This is a genomic window from Rhodococcus sp. SG20037, from assembly GCF_031763325.1.
GTDB classification, from domain to species: domain Bacteria; phylum Actinomycetota; class Actinomycetes; order Mycobacteriales; family Mycobacteriaceae; genus Rhodococcus_F; species Rhodococcus_F qingshengii.
This window is the reverse complement of sequence record NZ_CP134497.1, coordinates 6,211,522-6,229,252: the sequence shown is the minus strand read 5'-3', so window position 1 is coordinate 6,229,252 and position 17,731 is coordinate 6,211,522. Positions and strand designations below refer to the sequence as shown.

Annotated in this window: 15 protein-coding genes; 7 read left to right on the top strand and 8 right to left on the bottom strand. The window is 62.8% G+C overall.

Annotation, left to right across the window (positions count from 1 at the left end):
• Positions 1–12 precede the first annotated feature (12 nt).
• On the top strand, positions 13–558 hold the full coding sequence (locus RHP72_RS28785; RefSeq protein WP_311094134.1) for a hypothetical protein: 546 nt from the start codon (positions 13–15) through the stop codon (positions 556–558).
• On the opposite strand, the gene RHP72_RS28780 is transcribed toward RHP72_RS28785, so the two are convergent.
• The 3 genes from RHP72_RS28780 to RHP72_RS28770 are packed head-to-tail and all read right to left on the bottom strand — an operon-like array spanning position 526 to position 3,072.
• The gene (locus RHP72_RS28780; RefSeq protein WP_007735215.1) at positions 526–1,185 is read right to left on the bottom strand and encodes an enoyl-CoA hydratase-related protein; all 660 of its coding nucleotides are present in this window, start codon (positions 1,183–1,185) and stop codon (positions 526–528) included. The two genes, RHP72_RS28785 and RHP72_RS28780, sit on opposite strands and share 33 nt — an antisense overlap.
• Complete coding sequence (locus tag RHP72_RS28775; RefSeq protein WP_003946066.1) at positions 1,182–1,841, bottom strand: TetR/AcrR family transcriptional regulator; 660 nt, start codon at positions 1,839–1,841, stop codon at positions 1,182–1,184. The genes RHP72_RS28780 and RHP72_RS28775 overlap by 4 nt, the downstream gene beginning before the upstream one ends.
• Before the next feature lie 43 nt (positions 1,842–1,884).
• Positions 1,885–3,072 (bottom strand): CaiB/BaiF CoA-transferase family protein, encoded by a 1,188-nt coding sequence (locus RHP72_RS28770; RefSeq protein WP_003946016.1) that lies wholly within the window; start codon positions 3,070–3,072, stop codon positions 1,885–1,887.
• A gap of 282 nt (positions 3,073–3,354) precedes the next feature.
• Between RHP72_RS28770 and RHP72_RS28765 the strand changes: the two genes are divergently transcribed.
• From RHP72_RS28765 to RHP72_RS28755, 3 genes are all read left to right on the top strand, one after another.
• Positions 3,355–4,470: an XdhC family protein gene (locus RHP72_RS28765; RefSeq protein ID WP_311094133.1), complete on the top strand. Its 1,116-nt coding sequence runs from the start codon at positions 3,355–3,357 to the stop codon at positions 4,468–4,470.
• Positions 4,471–4,572: 102 nt separating this feature from the next.
• The gene (locus RHP72_RS28760; RefSeq protein WP_042926160.1) at positions 4,573–6,216 is read left to right on the top strand and encodes a PucR family transcriptional regulator; all 1,644 of its coding nucleotides are present in this window, start codon (positions 4,573–4,575) and stop codon (positions 6,214–6,216) included.
• 148 nt (positions 6,217–6,364) lie between these two features.
• The gene (locus RHP72_RS28755) at positions 6,365–7,798 is read left to right on the top strand and encodes a uracil-xanthine permease family protein (protein ID WP_058039338.1); all 1,434 of its coding nucleotides are present in this window, start codon (positions 6,365–6,367) and stop codon (positions 7,796–7,798) included.
• Between the two features lie 87 nt (positions 7,799–7,885).
• Here RHP72_RS28755 and RHP72_RS28750 read toward each other — a convergent pair whose 3' ends face one another.
• The 4 genes from RHP72_RS28750 to upp form a co-directional block, all read right to left on the bottom strand.
• The gene (locus RHP72_RS28750; protein ID WP_007735211.1) at positions 7,886–9,397 is read right to left on the bottom strand and encodes a carboxyl transferase domain-containing protein; all 1,512 of its coding nucleotides are present in this window, start codon (positions 9,395–9,397) and stop codon (positions 7,886–7,888) included.
• Complete coding sequence (locus tag RHP72_RS28745) at positions 9,394–10,620, bottom strand: CaiB/BaiF CoA-transferase family protein (protein WP_030537716.1); 1,227 nt, start codon at positions 10,618–10,620, stop codon at positions 9,394–9,396. The genes RHP72_RS28750 and RHP72_RS28745 overlap by 4 nt, the downstream gene beginning before the upstream one ends.
• Before the next feature lie 289 nt (positions 10,621–10,909).
• Positions 10,910–12,607, bottom strand: a complete 1,698-nt coding sequence (locus RHP72_RS28740; RefSeq protein ID WP_039973473.1) for a PucR family transcriptional regulator — start codon at positions 12,605–12,607, stop codon at positions 10,910–10,912.
• Positions 12,608–12,699: 92 nt separating this feature from the next.
• On the bottom strand, positions 12,700–13,323 hold the full coding sequence (gene upp, locus RHP72_RS28735) for a uracil phosphoribosyltransferase (RefSeq protein ID WP_007735207.1): 624 nt from the start codon (positions 13,321–13,323) through the stop codon (positions 12,700–12,702).
• Between the two features lie 223 nt (positions 13,324–13,546).
• Here upp and RHP72_RS28730 point away from each other — a divergent pair, with 223 nt between their 5' ends.
• Positions 13,547–14,656, top strand: a complete 1,110-nt coding sequence (locus RHP72_RS28730) for a ring-opening amidohydrolase (protein ID WP_007735206.1) — start codon at positions 13,547–13,549, stop codon at positions 14,654–14,656.
• Here the strand turns inward: RHP72_RS28730 and RHP72_RS28725 are convergent.
• A complete protein-coding gene (locus RHP72_RS28725; protein WP_155277953.1) occupies positions 14,650–14,790 on the bottom strand; it encodes a hypothetical protein in 141 nt (46 codons plus the stop codon). The genes RHP72_RS28730 and RHP72_RS28725 overlap by 7 nt on opposite strands.
• Between RHP72_RS28725 and RHP72_RS28720 the strand changes: the two genes are divergently transcribed.
• Positions 14,782–16,260, top strand: a complete 1,479-nt coding sequence (locus RHP72_RS28720) for an amidase (RefSeq protein ID WP_047270153.1) — start codon at positions 14,782–14,784, stop codon at positions 16,258–16,260. The two genes, RHP72_RS28725 and RHP72_RS28720, sit on opposite strands and share 9 nt — an antisense overlap.
• Before the next feature lie 40 nt (positions 16,261–16,300).
• Entirely contained in the window at positions 16,301–17,524 is a 1,224-nt protein-coding gene (locus tag RHP72_RS28715) for an aspartate aminotransferase family protein (RefSeq protein WP_172827079.1), read from the top strand.
• Positions 17,525–17,731: the final 207 nt, after the last annotated feature.

Here is a 17,731-nt window from a genome sequence, read left to right as displayed (position 1 = left end):
ATAGTGGAGGACGTGTTCGTACTGCTGCTGACAGGCCCGCCGGGCGCGGGGAAGAGTTCCGTGCTGACCGCGCTTCACGATCGACTCGGCGAGGCCGGGGTGAGCAACGCGATGATCGAGGTGGACGAACTCGAGCGGTGCTATCCGCCGCTGGGGGCCGAACGGGCAATCTCACACGTCGGGATGCTGTGTGCGTCGTACCGGGACGCGGGGTACGGACTCCTGTTTCTCACGGCGACCGTCGAAGACGACGACTACGGGCGCGCCCTGCTGGCCGCGACCGGCGCCGAGGGGCACCTGCTGGCGCGCCTCGAGACCGATCCGGATACGTTGCGTACCAGAATCATCGAACGTGAACCGGCCGGCTGGGCCGGGTTGGACGAGTTGGTGGAGGCGTCACAACTGCTGGCCGGTTCGATGCCGACGCTCAGTGGAGTCGACGTGGTTCTGAGCACCGAAGGCCGCGATCCCGAAAGTGTTGCCGACGATCTGGAAGCGGCTCTGCGAGAACACAGTCCGTCGCTTCTAGCCGTCGGTGTTCAGAGCGGTGACCACTGAAGCGAACATCGTCGACTTGATTGCCCCCAGTGTGCCCGCATTCTTCGGGCCGATCGGTGCAACCATTTCGATGGCCTTGGCGGTCAAAGCGTCGACGGATGCGGTGAAGTCCACCAAACCGGCTGCGAATGCGTCGCTTCCGCCGTATCGCCGCCCCGTGGTCATGGCGACGATTGCCGACGCCGGGCTGAGTTTGGCCTGGATGAGAGCTGCCATTCCTTCGGTGAAGGGGATGTTGATGTCCACCTCCGGGAAGCAGTAGTAGCCGCGATCATCGCGCATGACGCGGTAATCGTGCGCGATGCCGAGCATGGCGCCGGCTCCGAAGGCGTGGCCGTTGATCGCCGCGACGGTGGGCATCGGGAACGTCAGCATCCGGGCGAACAGCGACTGCACCTGCTGCACATACCACTTCGCCTTGTCGCCGTTAGCGCCCAGCCAGTCGAGGTCGAGTCCGTTGGAGTAGAACTTGCCCGTCGCCGTGGTGACCAGGGCATGTGCGCTTTCGCTCAAAGCCTGGTCGAGTAGCTTGTCGACGGAATCGAGCCACTCCGGCGAGAATCGATTCTCGTCCTCGCCGAGATCGAGAACGGCGATCTTGTCTTCGAAGCGCAGAGTTGCGGTCATGATTGGCCTTTCCTGTTGCGTGGCTTGGGCAGTGGTGGGTCGAGATGCAGAACCGCTCGAACGGCGGCATCCAACCGCGCGCGTGCTGCGGCGTCGGGGACTCGCCAACCGTCGGCGCGTTTGGCGGGATGGATGAGCAGTCCGGTAGGCAGGCCGACAACACAGGCCTCGATTGCCTCGACGGCTCTGCCGTCCTTGCGGCCCCAGAGCGCGGTCGACAACCGGATGAACAACTCGACCAGAGACCGGTCGAGTTGTGTGAGTTGCTCGGCGATGTCGGCAGGGACGTCGGTGCCGAGCAGTTCGTCGCGCTGGATCGTCAACAGCAGCAACGCGGATTGTGGGTAGTCGAGCGCGAAGACGGCCGGAACTTCGGCGGCTGCGACGACGGCGGAAACCGCCGAAGTCGGCGACGGGTCCGCGAGAGCGTCGTCCACTCTCGATTGTTGAAGCGCGAGAAATCGTCGCGCAGCACGCAGCCACGCGCTACCGACCAGTCCACTGCGAGAGCCGAATGCGTGATAGATCGCCCCGTTGGATACACCGGTGGCGTCGGAGACTGCCCGGACCGTGACAGCGCTCGGTCCGGCAGTGGCGGCAAGTTTTTCGGCAGCGTCGAGCAGGGTGTCGAGGTCGTGGACGCGTGGCCGAGGCATGAACGCACAGTAACAGAGCGTCTGCTCTGTTACTAGTGTGCGGTCAGATCACCGAATTGGCGCGAAGATCCTCGATCTCCTCCGGGCGCAGGCCGAAGTCGGTGAGTACGTCGTCGGCGTCACCGCCGAGAGTCATGGGTGGCGCATTCCTGACGGGAAGAGTCTTGCCGTCCACCCAGAACGGTCCGCGGACAACGGGAATCGACGTTCCGTCGGCGCTCTGGGTCTGCTCGACCATCTGCAATGCCTCGACCTGCGGGTCGGAGAACACCTGATCGATCGAATGGATCGGGCCGCAGGGGATTCCGGCACCGCGGATCTCGGAGATCCATTGCGCCGCGCCCTTCGTGGTCAGTAGGTCCTCGAGTTCTTTGGTCAGTTGGTCTCGGTGCGCCAAACGTTCTTTACCCGTGGCATATTCGGTACGGAAGGCGAGCTCGGGGTCACCGAGTACCGAGCACAGTGCGATCCAGTGCTTGTCCGAGCCGGTGGCAATGTTGATCGGGAAGTCGGCAGTGTCGAAAGCGCCGTACGGCGTGATCGTCGGGTGCGTATTGCCGTTCGGCGTCGAAACCCGCCCGGTGCTCAGGTAGTCCTGCGCCTGGAAGGTCATGATCGAGATCGCGGATTCCAGCAACGAGGTCTGCACGCGGTGCCCACGACCGTCGCGTCCGCGCGAAGCCAGTGCCGCCGTGATTCCCAGTGCCGCGTAGATGCCCGAGACCGTGTCGATGATGGGGATACCGACCCGCATCGGGGTCTGTTCCCCGGCACCGGTGACCGACATCAGCCCGGACATGCCCTGGGCCACCTGATCGAGTCCGGGCGCGAACTGGTCCGGGCCCACCGGGCCGAAACCACTGATGCTCATCACGACGAGCCCTGGATTCTCCTGCTCGAGCGAGTCGGGATCGAGCCCCATGTCGGCCAGTACTCCCGGACGGAAGTTCTCGACCAGCACATCTGCGTCGAGGGCCAGGCTGCGAAGCAGTTTCCGCCCGCGGTCACTGCGCATGTCGATGGCGATCGACCGTTTGCCGCGGTTCACGGAAGCGAAGTAGAGGCTTCGATCGCCGTCGAACGGCGGCCACTGACGCGAACTGTCGCCGGAGCCACGGGTTTCGACCTTGACCACGTCGGCGCCGAAGTCCGAGAGCAGCGACGTGCACAGAGGCCCCGCGAGAGCGCGGGTGAGGTCGAGAACTTTGATACCGCTGAGCAATTGGTCCATGGGAGAAACCTCGGTTCTGTGGTGTGCAACGTCGCCCACTCGATCCGTCGCACCATCTGCGTGAATTGCCGCTGCAGTGATCGTCGGAGAGGGGAAGAATGAAGGTCAGGCCTGCTTTCGGCTGGGCTCGGTGACAACACTGGTCGAGAGCGCAAGGTGATGCGACGGCGACATTGCACAACTGCAGGGCCCGGATTTAGGCGCATTGTGTGACAGGCAGGATTGCGGTGGGCCGATACCGTGAACTCTCTACGGACGGCGATGCAAGCGGGAGGCGAGGCGATGCGCGACATTTCCACTCAGCTGGCGCAGTGGCACGCCCGCGGCGAGGATTTTGCACTGGCGACGGTTGTCCGTACCTGGCGATCCTCACCGCGCATGCCCGGTGCTTCGATGGCCGTCTCACGCTCCGGCGAGGTGGTCGGCAGCGTCTCGGGCGGGTGCATCGAGAGTGCACTGTACGAGATCGCCCAGGAGGTTCTCGCCGACGGCACCAGTCGCGTCGAGGTCTTCAGTGTCTCCGACGACGACGCCATCGGGGTGGGGCTGACCTGCGGCGGAACCATCGAAGTGTTTGTCCAGGCTGTCGGAGCCGATTTCGCCGAGTTCGGTCAGGTCTGTGAACGGATCGAGGCCGATACGCCCGTCGTCGTGGTCACCGAAGTGCGTCCGGGAGCGCCGGCGCGGCACCTCGTCGTCGAGCACGGCCGACGCAGCGGGGATCTGGATGCCACGGAGGACGAGGTCTCCATCCTGCTGCGCACGATGGACACCGGTGAGTCCGTAGCCTTTGTCGCGCCGGCGGGAACCCTCATCGATTCGCAGCACGACCTGTTGGTCGAGATCTTCGCGCCACTACCGAGGATGTACGTGTTCGGGGCCATCGACTTCGCCGCCTCGATGTGTACGTTGGGCGCCTTTGCGGGTTACCGAGTGACCGTCGTGGACGCACGGCCGGTCTTCGCGACACGGGCGCGCTTTCCCGACGCCCACGATCTGGTCGTCATGTGGCCACACAAGTTCCTCGAAACCGCACCGATCGACAACAAAACCGTCCTGGCCGTGCTCACTCACGACGAGAAGTTCGACATCCCGTTGCTCGAGATCGCGCTGCGTTCGCCGGCTGCGTACGTCGGCGCGATGGGAAGTCGTGCGACGCATGAGCGTCGGGTGGCGCTGTTGAAGGAGCGAGGCGTCACCGACGTCGAGTTGGGGCGTCTGCACTCACCGATCGGGTTGGATCTCGGCGCGAGGACACCGGAGGAGACTGCAGTGTCGATCCTCGCCGAGATGACCAAGACCCTGCGCAATGCCTCCGGTTTGGAACTGCGGGATCTGCAGGGGCCGATCCACCCGCCACCTCAGGAGGATCCGACCGCCCTGCATCGAACGGCCTGAGTCGACTGCGCTGAATTCGGACATCTTGTGTTCGGTGGGGATAGGATCGTTTCTTTCGTGAACCATCTTCCGTGATCCGAATGAAATCGAGGTGCCTGCCAAGTGGCAAACCCGGCCGTACCGGCATCCGAGGTGAATGCTGTTCTCTCCGAACTTTTTCGAACCCAGCTCCTTCCTGGTGTTCGAAAGGTCGCCGGCGGCTGCGAAGACCCGACGGTAGCCCGGGTGGGATTCATGGCGGTTCCGGACATCGGACCGTGGCTGCGGCACGGACAGTTGCTGATCACCACGCCGGAAACCCTCGCCAGGGTCACCGAAACCTTCAAAGCATTTGTCGGACGGTTGTCGACGCGAGGTGTTGCGGCACTTGCCGTCCAATTCGGCGCAGACGGGGACACTCTCGCGCCGGAGCTGGTCGACGCGGCCGAAAGCGCCGGCTTCCCGCTCCTGGTTTTTCACGGTGCGTGTGATCACCCTGCGGCGAGAGACCGTGAGCAGACGGAGTCGGCCCAGATCGACGCCATGTTCGGGGCCGAGCGCTTGCGACGGCTGCTGGTCGACGTCGTGATGGGCGGCGGCGGCCTCCCGCAATTGACCGAAGTCATCGCACGGGAGATGAAGGGCGCCGCCCTGATCACCACCTCGGACGGACGCGAGATCTGCCGCGCCGGGGACGCCGCGGAGCGCAAGCATCTGTCTGCCTGTCCCGCCGTCGATTCCACCGGTCGTCTGCGGACCGACACCGTCGAGGGCGGATTGGGTCTGCACGAGTTCGACGGTCAATTCATCGCGGTGTCCGCGATTTCCGCCAATCACATCGACCACGGGCGTCTCGCGTTGTTCACCGGTGAGCGCGTCATGACGAGTTACGACCAGTACCTGGTCGAGCGGGCCGCGTCGGTGTGTGCGTTGGTCATCACCCGCGAACAAGCCGTGGCGTCGGTGGAAGAACGCCATCGCGCCAACTTCGTTCACGACCTGCTCCTCGGCCGGGCCGGGGACCACGATCACGTTGTCTCCCATGCCAAGACATTCGGTTGGGACTTCGACCGCCCGCTGGTGATCGTCTCGATCGAGCCTGACCCGATCGACGAACCGGCCTCTGCGGCGCCCGCTCGGCTGCCTGTTGTCGATCGCCAGGCGATGGCGTTCTCCGGGGCGATCGCCCACCGCGATCCCGGTGCGGCGGTGACCGCGCTGACGGGCGAGACGGTGATCGTGATGGGCGTCGGCACCGACACGATGGCATTGGTGCGGGACCTCGTCACGGTCGTTCGCGGTGAAGGTGGCGGCGGGAGAAGGCCGTTCAGTGTCGGGGTGTCCCGGCCGACAGCGGCGATCGACGCCGTCCCCGCGCTCTACAGTCAGGCGCGCACCGCACTGACCGTCGGACGCCGGATCTCCGGTCCGTGGACGGTGACTCAGTTCGACGATCTCGGTGTGTACAGACTGCTCAGTCTGGTCGAGGACGAAAACGAGCTGGAGACGTTCGCGCGGGAGACACTGCGGGAACTGACGGAGGAAACTGCCGAAGCGCAGGACATGCGCAAGACATTGGAAGTCTTGCTCGCGACCAACATCAACATCGCCGAGACAGCGCGCAAGCTCCACTTCCATTACAACACACTGCGTTACAGGGTCGTTAAGCTGGAGAAAATGCTTGGACCCTTCACGGCGCAACCCGAGCTCCGGCTGGATCTGTCTCTAGCACTGAAGATAACCGCGATGCGCGGCATCAATCACTAATATTGCCAATCCGAGTCCGTGGGTTCTGGCAGATTGTCATCACGTCGATACCCCTGCGCTGTAATAGCGTTTCACTCCAGTCACGGTGTTTTGTGAGCTGGAGCACACTCAGCGTTCGGACACCTTCCTCTGCACGAAAGGTCCCATCATGCCGATTTGGACGTTGCACGGAGATGGAAAGAACATCAGACCGGGTGAAGTGGTCGCTCCCGGCGAGCGGCTCAGCTGGGGAAGAACCATCGGGCTGGGCAGCCAGCACGTGGTGTCGATGTTCGGCGCGACGTTCGTCTTCCCCATCATCATGGGGCTCAATCCTCAACTTGCCGTGATGATGTCGGGCTTTTGTACGCTCTTCTTCCTGCTGGTGGTCAAGGGACGCATTCCTAGCTACCTCGGTACGTCGGCGGCCTTTGTCGGCGGTATCGCCGCCATTCGTGCCCAAGGCGGAACGTCCGCAGAGGTGACCGGCGCGATCCTGGTGTCCGGACTGGTCCTGGCAGCCATCGGTATCGCGATCCACTTCCTCGGTGGCCGGGTCGTATTCAAGGTTCTTCCCCCGGTGGTGACCGGCGCAGTGGTGATGCTGATCGGATTCAACCTGGCACCCGTCGTCGCGGGGCTGTACTGGCCACAGGACCAGTGGGTGGCTCTGATCGTCATGGTGGCCCTGATCGTCATGAGTATCGCGCTACGAGGCTTCATGGCGCGCATCGCCATCTTCCTGGCGCTGATCTTCGGCTACGTCCTCTCCTGGATCCTCGACCGGGTCTCGGGGACGATCACCTCCTACGACGCAGGCACCGGTCAGATCACCGAGCACTTCCGCGTCAACTGGGATTCGGTGCAGTCGGCGTCGTGGTTCGGCCTTCCCCCGTTCTCGGACGAGGCCAACGGAATCGTCGGCATCCACGCTCCGTCGTTCAGCCTCACGTTCATCATCCTGGTCCTTCCGGGTGTCATCGCGTTGATCGCGGAGAACGCGGGCCACGTCAAGGCCGTGGCCGAGATGACCGGGGACGACCTCGACCCGTACATGGGACGTGCGCTCGCCGGTGACGGTTTCGCCACCGCTATCGCCAGCAGCGTCGGCGGTTCGCCCACCACTACGTACGCCGAGAACATCGGTGTCATGGCAGCGACCCGTGTGTACTCCACCGCCGCCTACGCGGTTGCCGGCATCGTCGCCATGATGCTCGGCTTCTCCCCCAAGTTCGGTGCCGTCATCTCGGCGACGCCCGGCGGTGTTCTCGGCGGAATCACCGTGGTGCTCTACGGCATGATCGGCCTGCTCGGCGCCAAGATCTGGAAGGAGAACGGCGTCGACTTCGGCAATCCGCTCAACCTCATGCCGATCGCGGCCGGCCTCATCATCGGTATCGGCGACACGGCCCTGAAGTTCAGTGACACGTTCTCGCTCAGCGGCATCGCGCTCGGCACCATCGTCGTGATCGGGATGTACCACCTGTGCCAGTTCATCGGTTCGAAGAACCCGGAACTGAATGCGAAGAATCCGGAACCGAACAAGCCGGATTCGAAGACTCCCGGCGGCGAGCGGGAGGAACCCGCCAAGCAACTCACGTGACGCTTGGCTGAGTGTGCTCGATCGACGAAGGCCGGACATCCTCCGCGGAGGATGTCCGGCCTTTCCGGTGTTCTGGGTACTGATCGATCAGACGGAGGTACTGGCTTCGACCAGGCCGATACGGTCGATGCGTTCGGTGCGGGTGTTGAGCCGTTCAGTCGCATCGGTAGCACTGAGCACGCTCAGCTCGTAGTGCAGTACCGCTCCGACTCGAGTGCAGAAGGCGGCGGATTCGTCCGCGGCATCGGGAAATTCGGGGATGACCCGATCGACGATGCCGCCCGCGAGCAGATCGAAGGACCTGATCCCTTGACTGGCTGCCATGTCCGGCGCGTGCGTGACGTCGTGGAACATGATCGCGCTCGCACCTTCGGGAGGTAAGGGCGAGAGCCAACCGTGGCGGGCCGCCAGCACTCGATCGGCCGGAATCAGTGCCAGGGCGCCGCCGCCCGTGCCCTGCCCGAGCAGGAGGGAAATGGTGGGGACCTCGAGTGAAATCATGTCGGCTATGCACCGAGCGATCTCGCCCGCCAGTCCACCTTCTTCGGCCTCCTTCGACAGTGCCGCGCCCGCTGTGTCGATGATCGTCACCAGCGGCAGGTCGAGTTCTGCGGCCAGCCGCATACCTCGCCGAGCCTCCCGCAGAGCGCCGGGGCCGAGTGGGGAGTGAGCAGTCTGTCCGCGCCGGTCCTGTCCGAGAAGGACGCAGGGCATGTCGCCGAAGCGAACCAGCGCGAGCATGATGCCGGGATCGTTCTCGCCTTGGCCGGTTCCGTTGAGCGGGAGCATGTCCGAGGCGGAATTGAGCAACACTTCCCGTATCCCCGGTCGGTCTTCGCGTCGGGATGCGACGACGGATTCCCACGCCGACGTATCGGGTGGGCAATCGTACGAGCACGGGTCACTGGGCAATAAGTACCCACGATGCGCCCCGGTGATGATGCGCAATGCGCGTTCGACGATTTCGGCGAGCTGGTCTGGCGGCCTCACTGCATCGATGAGTCCGTGCTCGTGAAGGTTCTCCGCTGTCTGGACACCGGCGGGGAAAGGTGAGTTGTACAAGGCCTCGAACACTCGAGGGCCGAGGAATCCGACGAGGGCCCCCGGTTCCGCGATCGTCACGTGACCGAGTGATCCCCAGGACGCGAATACGCCTCCGGTGGTGGGGTTTCGGAGATAGACGATGTAGGGCAGGTGCGCTTCTTTGTGCTTGATGAGCGCCGCGGTGATCTTGACCATCTGCAAAAACGCCGTCGTCCCCTCCTGCATACGCGTTCCCCCGGACGTGGGAAGCGCAAGAAGGGGCAGCTGCTCTTGGGTGGCTCGACGGATGGCGACGACGAGGCGTTCTCCCGCCGCCACGCCGATCGAACCACCGAGAAAACCGAACTCGCAGACGATGATTGCCACACGGCGGCCTCGGACGGAGGCGCTTCCGGTCAGGACGGACTCGTCGAGTCCGGTCTTCTCCTGGGCCCGCAGAAGTGCTTCGGCGTAATCGGAGTCGGTCGCGACGGGAATCGGAGGGGTATCCCACGACTCCCAGGTGCCGGCATCGATTACCAGGTCGAGCAAGTCGCGAGCCGTCAGGCGGTTCATCGGGTGAATCCTTGTAGCCACGACATGATTTCGTCAGTGTCTTCACCGAGAACCGGAGGTGCAGTGTGGCGGGTCTCCGTCACCTCGGTTCCGTCCGGATCGAAAAATCGTAGCGGTGGACCGGGCAGTGTGATGTTTCCGAGCGTGCTGTGGTCGACGTCGACGAGCAATCCCTGTGATCGGGTCTGCTCCCATTCGTACACTTCGGAGATTGTCCGAACCCGTCCTGCCGGTACTCCGATGCGGTCGAGTTCGGTCAGAAGCTCGTCACGCGAGTACGGCTTGAAGGTACGTTCGATCAATTCGACGACCTGGAAATGATTTTCGACGCGTTCGGCGTTTGTTGCCATACCCGGGGCGTCAGGGTCGAGGTCGAATCCTTCGCAGAATCTTCTCCACAGGCTTTCGCTGCCGACCGAGATCTGCACTGCGCCATCGCCGGTACGAAAGAGTCCGTACGGTGCGATGGAGGGATGGTGGTTGCCCTGCGCCGTGCCTACCTCGCCGGCGACGGTCCACTTCGTTCCTTGAAACGCGTGAACACCGACCACGCTGGCCAAGAGCGACGTTCGGACAACGCGGCCTCTCCCCGTCTGCTCGCGTTCCTTCAAAGCCGCGACGACACCGAACGCCCCGTACATTCCGGCGAGAAGATCGGCGATCGGAACTCCGACTCGTTGAACGTCGTCCGGACTCGAGCCGGTCAGCGACATGAGTCCGGCTTCCCCCTGGGCGATCTGGTCGTAGCCGGCGCGACCGCCTTCCGGGCCGTCGTGGCCGAAACCGCTGATGGACAGAACGATCAGTCGAGGATTGAGTTCGGCCAGCCGCTCGGTCGAGAATCCGAGTCGATCGAGAACTCCGGTGCGGAAGTTCTCCATGAGAACATCGGCGCGGCAGACGAGATCTTCGAGGGTCGCGCGCCCACTGTCGGATTTCAGATCGAGCGTGATCGACTTCTTGTTCCGGTTCGTGGACAGAAAATACGTCGATTCCCGTTGTGTGTTCGGTGGTTCCAACGTGGGCTCCACAAAAGGCGGCCCCCACCCACGGGTGTCGTCGCCGCCGTGAGGTGATTCGACCTTGATCACGTCGGCACCCAGATCGCCGAGCATCATTGCCGCGTGAGGACCCGCGAGTGCGCGCGTGAGGTCGACGACTATCACGTCGTGTAACGGACCACTACGAGCACTTGTGTTGTGAGGCTTCGAAGTCGAGTTCATGTCGCACCGCCGTGTTCTGGTGTAATTGGCTGAGCCAGTTGGTGGTTGAGGCCTCCGTAGTTCGGTCGACTCCGGTCCGCTGGACCGAGAAACCGGCCAGGGCCACTGAAGGAGGTATGTGCGGCCCGTCTTTCGAACCGTAAGCGGGCACCGATGAACGGCACATGGGTAACCTTGCCGACGACGGGTGTCAGTGGTGGGTAAGAAGTGACGAACGCTCACCGGGCGGCGCGATTGCGGTTGTATCGAACCGTTATCGGGACGTTCTGTCAGCTCATATCGTGCGAAGTCATGACATTTCGTGCATCTTCATGACCTGCAGGGCGAGTGAGACGTTCAATCGAAGGACGGGGTCGTCGGTGAACGATCCGACGACGCTCTCCAGCTTTCCGATTCTGTAACGCAAAGTGTTGTAGTGCATGTGCAGCGCCCGGGAGGCCTCGGCGACATTGCAATTGCAGTCGAGCAGGGTCTGGAGTGTCAGACGCAGGTCAGCGGCTTCGGCGTTGTCCGCCGACAAGGACTTCAGAACGTCATCGGTGAACGAACGCAGTTCGCTCTTGTCCGTCTGGAGCGAGAGGAGTCGGTGTACACCGAGTTCGTCGAAGTGTGCGATCTGCCCCGGCCCGTTGATACGTCGGCCGACGACCACGGCTGTACAGGCTTGGTCGTAGGCCGCGGGTAGATCGGCCAGGGAGTAGATCACCCGGCTCACTCCCGTGCTGAAGGATCGGCGGCCGCTGGTGCGATCGCCGGCAACCTTGCGCACCAACCCTTCGATGTCCCGAACCGCACGGTCGGTGCTGGTCGGGAAAAGCGTGACCACCTCGTGTCGAAACCCGACGGACGGCGCTGTCCGCTCGTGTGTTCGTACCACTTGTTGCCAGCCGTCGCTGAGTCGATCTTGGTCCGTGCGAGTGGAATTCGCGTGCTGGGATTCCGGGTGATCGACGTCGAGTTCTGCAACCACAACGGTAAGTGGACGAGTGACATCCCACCCCAACTGGGTGAAGTGCGCGCTCACTTCCGCTGGCGAGCCGGCTTCGCCTATCAGTGCGTCGCGGAGGAAGTCGCCGCGGAACTTGGATTCCACTGCCGCAACTGCCAGCTGTTTGGTGACGGCCAGCGCGGCAACGGTGGCCGCTCGCTCCAGCGCTTGAACGACAACTGCGCCGAGTTCGTGGGTGCCGGCGTACGCCACCATTCGGCCGTGGTCGGTGCCGCCGGCCACCACCCGGGTGAGCGCCAACTGACCAGGAAATCCTTTGGGCGCGTTCTGTAAACCGACAGCGACCCGTTCGGTCAGGAACCGACCGGTGCTTTCGAACAACGGAAGCGCGTTCAGCGCGGCTGAATCTCCGGCCTCCGTCAACACTCTTCCGTCCGGCGAGCAGATGAGAACGCTGACGTCGAAAAGCGCGGCGAATTCTGCGGCAATCTGAGGTAGATCGCCACCTTCCAAGACGATCGACGTCAACGAGCGGTGAAGTCGATCGGCAATGTCGAGTGCCGCGGACTGCTTCGCCACCAACTTGGTGAAGACCTCCGAGATCACCTCGTCGAATCCCGCGGTGACGGGAAGAACCAACAGCGGAAGCCCTCGCTGCTCTGCCATGTGCAGCATCGCCTCGGGCAGCTCGTCGAGATAACGGCCCGTTTTCACGGCAAGTGCCGCGACTCCTCGACGTGCAAGACCGTCGACGAGGTCACTGAGATCTGTGTCGTCGAGAAGCTCGCCGGTTCGCCCGTAGCGCAGCGGGAACCCGGTTGTCACCAACAACTCGTTCGGCTTCACCCAAGCGAGGATGTCCGGTACTTCCATCACGTTCACCGATTGAACGAGGTGGCGCAAGCCCCCGTGCCCGGCAAGGACTTCGGCTCCACGCAGACTGGGCAGCTCGAGGACATCCCGAACTGTGAGTCTGTAGTCGCCACCTTCTGGCAAATGTTGAAGCTCTTCGCTCGAATATTTGGCAGATCTATCCATGTCGCGAGACTACGCTCGATCACGCGACGAACATTGTCAACAGTTGACGAAAATAGCCTCTCGGAATGAGCGGTTCTCCGTATGTCTGCCAACTACCGCGGCCCGAATTGGCGATCGCCCGCGTCTCCGAGTCCAGGTATCAGGAAAGCATTTTCGTTCAGGCCGTCGTCGATGCTCGCTGTGAGGAGCCGGACCGGATGTCCGGAGTTCTTCAGTGCTTCGATCCCTTCCGGAGCCACGACTACACATATTGCAGTCACATCGGTGGCTCCGCGTGCAATGAGCAGATCGATTGTGCGGACGATGGATCCACCGGTCGCCAACATCGGATCGAGGACGTAGACGGGGGTGCTCGACAGATCAGCAGGCAGGGACTCGAGATACGGAACCGGCTGGTGTGTCTTCTCGTCTCGTGCCATTCCCACGAAACCGACGCCTGCCTGCGGAATAAGGGCACTCGCCTGTTCGACCATGCCGAGGCCCGCTCGCAAGACCGGGACCAGGAGCGGTGGATTCGCCAGCCGCACCCCCAGCGTCGGAGCAACTGGCGTCTCGATGTCGAACTGTTCCAGTTCTGCGCCGCGCATGGCCTCGTAGACCAACATATGGGTCAGTCTGCGCAAGGCGGACCGGAACGTTGCGTTGTCGCTGCGAGCGTCGCGCATGGTCGTGAGCAGAGATGCCGCCAGCGGATGGTCGACAACAGTGGTGTCCATGGTCGAATCGTAAGTGAGAACCGATGGGGCGGCGCACAACCGGTGAATCGGAGTCGAAATAACCAATCACGGTTTTCGTTTGGGCAAGTATTGACGATGCCGAAGGGTTCGAGTCGTCATAGCGTGGTCGACACGGCAGTTCCGAACCGCTCGGCTGGACTGGGCGCCCGGAGCTGTCAAGGCCCAATTTTGCCTCCACGATTCCCTATACAAGGAGATGCCAATGCCCGAAGCAATCGAGGTCCGTAAGGTTCCGCTACACAGCGTCTCCGACGCCAGTGAGCTCGCCAAGCTGATCGACGACGGTGTCCTCGAGGCCGACCGCGTCATTGCAGTCATCGGCAAAACCGAGGGTAACGGCGGCGTCAACGACTACACGCGCATCATCGCGGACCGAGCGTTCCGAGAGGTTCTCTCCGCCAAGGGTAATCGCAGCCCCGAAGAAGTGGCGGAGGTGCCGATCGTCTGGTCCGGCGGCACGGACGGCGTGATCAGCCCGCACGCGACGATCTTCGCGACCGTGCCGGCAGACAAGGTCACCAAGACCGACGAGCCGCGACTGACCGTGGGTGTCGCCATGAGTGAGCAACTGCTGCCCGAGGACATCGGCCGTACGGCCATGATCACCAAAGTTGCTGCGGCAGTGAAAGACGCGATGGCCAATGCCGGCATCACCGATCCCGCCGACGTGCACTACGTACAGACCAAGACTCCGTTGCTGACAATTCACACCATCCGTGACGCCAAGAGCCGCGGCAAGACTGTGTGGACCGAACAGACTCATGAGTCGATGGACCTGTCCAACGGCGGAACGGCTCTGGGGATCGCGGTTGCGCTCGGCGAAATCGACATGCCGACCGACGAGGATGTCATGCACAGCCGCGAACTCTTCTCCTCTGTCGCATCCTGCTCGTCCGGCGTCGAGTTGGACCGCGCGCAGATCGTCGTCGTCGGTAACGCACGTGGCGTCGGCGGACGCTACCGGATCGGCCACAGCGTGATGAAGGATCCGCTCGACCAGGACGGCATCTGGGCGGCGATCCGTGACGCCGGACTCGAACTTCCGGAGCGGCCGCACTCGAGCGACCTGGACGGTCAACTCGTCAACGTGTTCTTGAAGTGCGAGGCCAGTCAGGACGGAACGGTCCGTGGCCGTCGTAATGCGATGCTCGACGACTCCGACGTGCACTGGCACCGCCAGATCAAGTCGTGTGTCGGCGGAGTCACGGCAGCTGTCACCGGCGATCCGGCAGTGTTCGTCTCGGTATCGGCAGCGCACCAGGGTCCCGAGGGCGGCGGCCCAGTCGCTGCCATCGTCGATCTCGGTCAGTAGTAGGCAAGAACCTCGCTGGAAACCTCGACAGTCGCGCCGCCACCGGCAATTCGTCCTCGAATCAGTTGCCGGTGGCGGCGAGTCCGCCGCGGCGTACCCCACTTCACTGCTTGAAAGGATTCACGATGGTTCATGCTGCTGACCCTGTCGACGAGAGCGTTTCCGGTGCGCCCGAGAATCGCGAACTCGTCATGGCCGATGCGGTCACGCTCAGTGGTCTGATACGCAGGCGTGAAGTGTCGTGTGTCGAGGTGATGGACAGCTTCCTCGATCAGATCGAATTACATAACCCGGCGGTGAACGCGATTGTCGCATTGCGGGATCGGGAAGCGTTGACGGCGGAGGCGCGCGAGCGTGATTCGCAGTTGGCGAGTGGGGAGTATCTCGGTTGGATGCACGGGTTTCCGCATGCGGTGAAGGATCTTTCGGCGGCCAAGGGTCTGCCGTTCACGTCCGGGTCGCCGATGTTCGCGGACCGAATCGCCGAAGATGACGAACTGTTCGTCAAGCGGATCAGGTCTGCCGGTGCCATTGTGATCGGCAAGACGAACACACCGGAGTTCGGGCTCGGATCCCAGACGTACAACCCGGTGTGGGGTACGACGGTGTCGCCGTACGACAATTCGCGCACTGCCGGCGGTAGCAGCGGAGGCGCCGCTGCGTCGTTGGCGCTCCGCATGCTGCCGGTGGCTGACGGAAGCGATTACATGGGTTCGCTCCGAAACCCGTCGGCATTCAACAACGTTGTTGGGTTTCGACCATCCTGGGGTCGGATACCGGAGACGGGATTCATCGCTCAGGGCGCTGTTGTGGGCCCGATGGGCCGAACCGTCACCGACGTGGCTCACCTGCTTTCCACGATGGCGGGGCCGGATGCTTATGCACCGTTGGGGATTCGTGAGAATCCCGCGGTATTCACCGAAAGCCTCGCACGTGATCTGAAGGGCTCTCGGATCGCATGGGTCGGTGACTGGAACGGTTACCTGGCAACCGAACCTGGAGTTCTCGAGTTGTGCGAATCCTCGTTCGAGGTCTTCGAACAGTTGGGGTGCCGCGTCGAGGCGGCGCTTCCCGACTTCAAACCCGAGGACATCTGGCAACTGTTCTTGCGGTGGCGTTGGTGGGCACAGCTCGGCTTGATCGATCAGTACAACGATCCGAGCTTGCGCGAGTTGATGAAGCCCGAACTGTTGTGGGAACTCGAGCACGCGGTCACACTGTCGGCTCTCGACGTGACCAAGGCCGCGGAGGCCCGCAACGGCTGGCTGTCGGCCATTACCAAGATGTTCGAAACCTACGATTACATTCTTGCGCCCAGTGCCCAGGTGTTTCCTTTCGACAAGAACACTCACTGGCCCGAGACCGTCGACGGCCGGTCGATGGACACGTATCACCGGTGGATGGAGACGGTTGTTCCCTGGACGATGGCCGGGGTTCCGGTTGCGGGGATGCCGGTCGGCTTCGATGATCGTTCGCTTCCCATGGGTATCCAGATCATCGGTCGGCACGGCGCCGACTTGGACGTACTCCAACTCGCCTACGCATTCGAGCAGGCAACCCAGTGGGTCGAGCGGGTTCTTCCGCCCGCACTCCGCGTGAACTGACCGATCTATTTCGAACGTATCCAGTTGGGAGAGAACGACGATGGCTTCGGCATTGTGGCACGGGTTCGCGGACATGGGCGCTGTGGAGAAGAACGGCGCGTTTGTCGTCTCTCGCGGTGAGGGCGCGTACATCTGGGACCGCGAGGGCACTCGGTATCTGGATGCGACGGCGGGCCTGTGGTTCACCAATGTCGGGCACGGGCGCACGGAGATCGCGGATGCGGTGGCGGCTCAGTTGTCGAAGATCGCTCATTTCTCCAACTTCGGTGATTTTGTTCCCGAGACCACGCAGGTGTTGGCGGAGCGGTTGGCGACGATCGCGCCGGTTGCCGGGAGCAAGATCTTCTTCACCTCGGGTGGTTCGGATTCGGTGGACACTGCGGCGAAGCTCGCTCGCCGGTACTGGCACGAGGTGGGGCAGCCGGAGAAGGCGATTATCGTCGGACGCCAGAAGGCGTATCACGGAATGCACGTTGCCGGAACGGCTCTCGCTGGTATTCCGGTGAACCGTGAGGGGTACGGCGAGCTGATGGCGGATGCGGCGACCGTCGGCTGGGACGATGCGAAGAGCCTGCTCGAGTTGATCGAGAAGATCGGTGCGAACAAGATCGCGGCGTTCTTCGCGGAGCCGATCATCGGTGCGGGTGGGGTGTATCTGCCGCCGGAGGGGTATCTGGCGGAGGTGCGTGACATCTGCCGCGAGCACGACATTCTGTTTGTCGTCGACGAGGTGGTGACCGGTTTCGGCCGGATCGGTGGTGAGTGGTTCGCGTCTACTCGTTTCGATTTGCAGCCGGACATGATGACCACGGCAAAGGGTTTGACGTCGGGTTATGTTCCGATGGGTGCGGTGTTCATCGCGCCGCGGGTGGCGGAGCCGTTCTATGCGGGTTCGTGGTGGCGTCATGGGTACACCTACGGCGGGCATGCCGGTGCTGCTGCGGCGGCGATGGCGAACCTCGACATTCTCGAGCGTGAGAATCTGCTCGCGGAGTCGAAGCGTTTGGAGGCGTCGTTGCATACGCATCTGCAGCCGTTGGCGGAGCATCCGCGGGTGGCGGAGGTTCGTAGTGGGCTCGGTGCGGTTGCTGCTGTGCAGTTGGCTGATCCGGCGGAGGCGTTGCCGTTCGTGAAGACGCTTCGCGAGCACGGTATTTCGGGTCGCGCGGCGGGTCAGGGTGCGATGCAGATTTCGCCGACGTTTGTGATGACCGATGATCAGGTCGCGGAGATGGCAGCGGGAATCCTCGCAGCCCTCGGCTAGGACTGTCGTTTTCCGTTGACAGACATCGTGTTACGGAATCATTAAGCCGAAGAAAATGTTTGGGCCCTTCGTGGCGTGGTCCTCATTTCGGTCGAAACTGCCTCCAACACTGACGATGACCCCTGCCCGCATCATCTGCCACCATTGTTGCCAATCTCGGTGAGTGGGTTCTGGCAGATTGTCATCACGTCCAAATCTCGGTCCTGC

Excerpts from the sequence above, each read along its gene's own strand:
- RHP72_RS28725 (WP_155277953.1), bottom strand. The coding sequence starts at position 14,790 with ATGAACCATCGTGAATCCTTTCAAGCAGTGAAGTGGGGTACGCCGCGG.
- RHP72_RS28740 (WP_039973473.1), bottom strand. The coding sequence starts at position 12,607 with ATGGATAGATCTGCCAAATATTCGAGCGAAGAGCTTCAACATTTGCCA.
- RHP72_RS28755 (WP_058039338.1), top strand. The coding sequence starts at position 6,365 with ATGCCGATTTGGACGTTGCACGGAGATGGAAAGAACATCAGACCGGGT.
- RHP72_RS28780 (WP_007735215.1), bottom strand. The coding sequence starts at position 1,185 with ATGACCGCAACTCTGCGCTTCGAAGACAAGATCGCCGTTCTCGATCTC.
- RHP72_RS28730 (WP_007735206.1), top strand. The coding sequence starts at position 13,547 with ATGCCCGAAGCAATCGAGGTCCGTAAGGTTCCGCTACACAGCGTCTCC.
- RHP72_RS28775 (WP_003946066.1), bottom strand. The coding sequence starts at position 1,841 with ATGCCTCGGCCACGCGTCCACGACCTCGACACCCTGCTCGACGCTGCC.
- RHP72_RS28745 (WP_030537716.1), bottom strand. The coding sequence starts at position 10,620 with ATGAACTCGACTTCGAAGCCTCACAACACAAGTGCTCGTAGTGGTCCG.
- RHP72_RS28750 (WP_007735211.1), bottom strand. The coding sequence starts at position 9,397 with ATGAACCGCCTGACGGCTCGCGACTTGCTCGACCTGGTAATCGATGCC.
- RHP72_RS28715 (WP_172827079.1), top strand. The coding sequence starts at position 16,301 with ATGGCTTCGGCATTGTGGCACGGGTTCGCGGACATGGGCGCTGTGGAG.
- RHP72_RS28770 (WP_003946016.1), bottom strand. The coding sequence starts at position 3,072 with ATGGACCAATTGCTCAGCGGTATCAAAGTTCTCGACCTCACCCGCGCT.
- upp (WP_007735207.1), bottom strand. The coding sequence starts at position 13,323 with ATGGACACCACTGTTGTCGACCATCCGCTGGCGGCATCTCTGCTCACG.
- RHP72_RS28765 (WP_311094133.1), top strand. The coding sequence starts at position 3,355 with ATGCGCGACATTTCCACTCAGCTGGCGCAGTGGCACGCCCGCGGCGAG.
- RHP72_RS28720 (WP_047270153.1), top strand. The coding sequence starts at position 14,782 with ATGGTTCATGCTGCTGACCCTGTCGACGAGAGCGTTTCCGGTGCGCCC.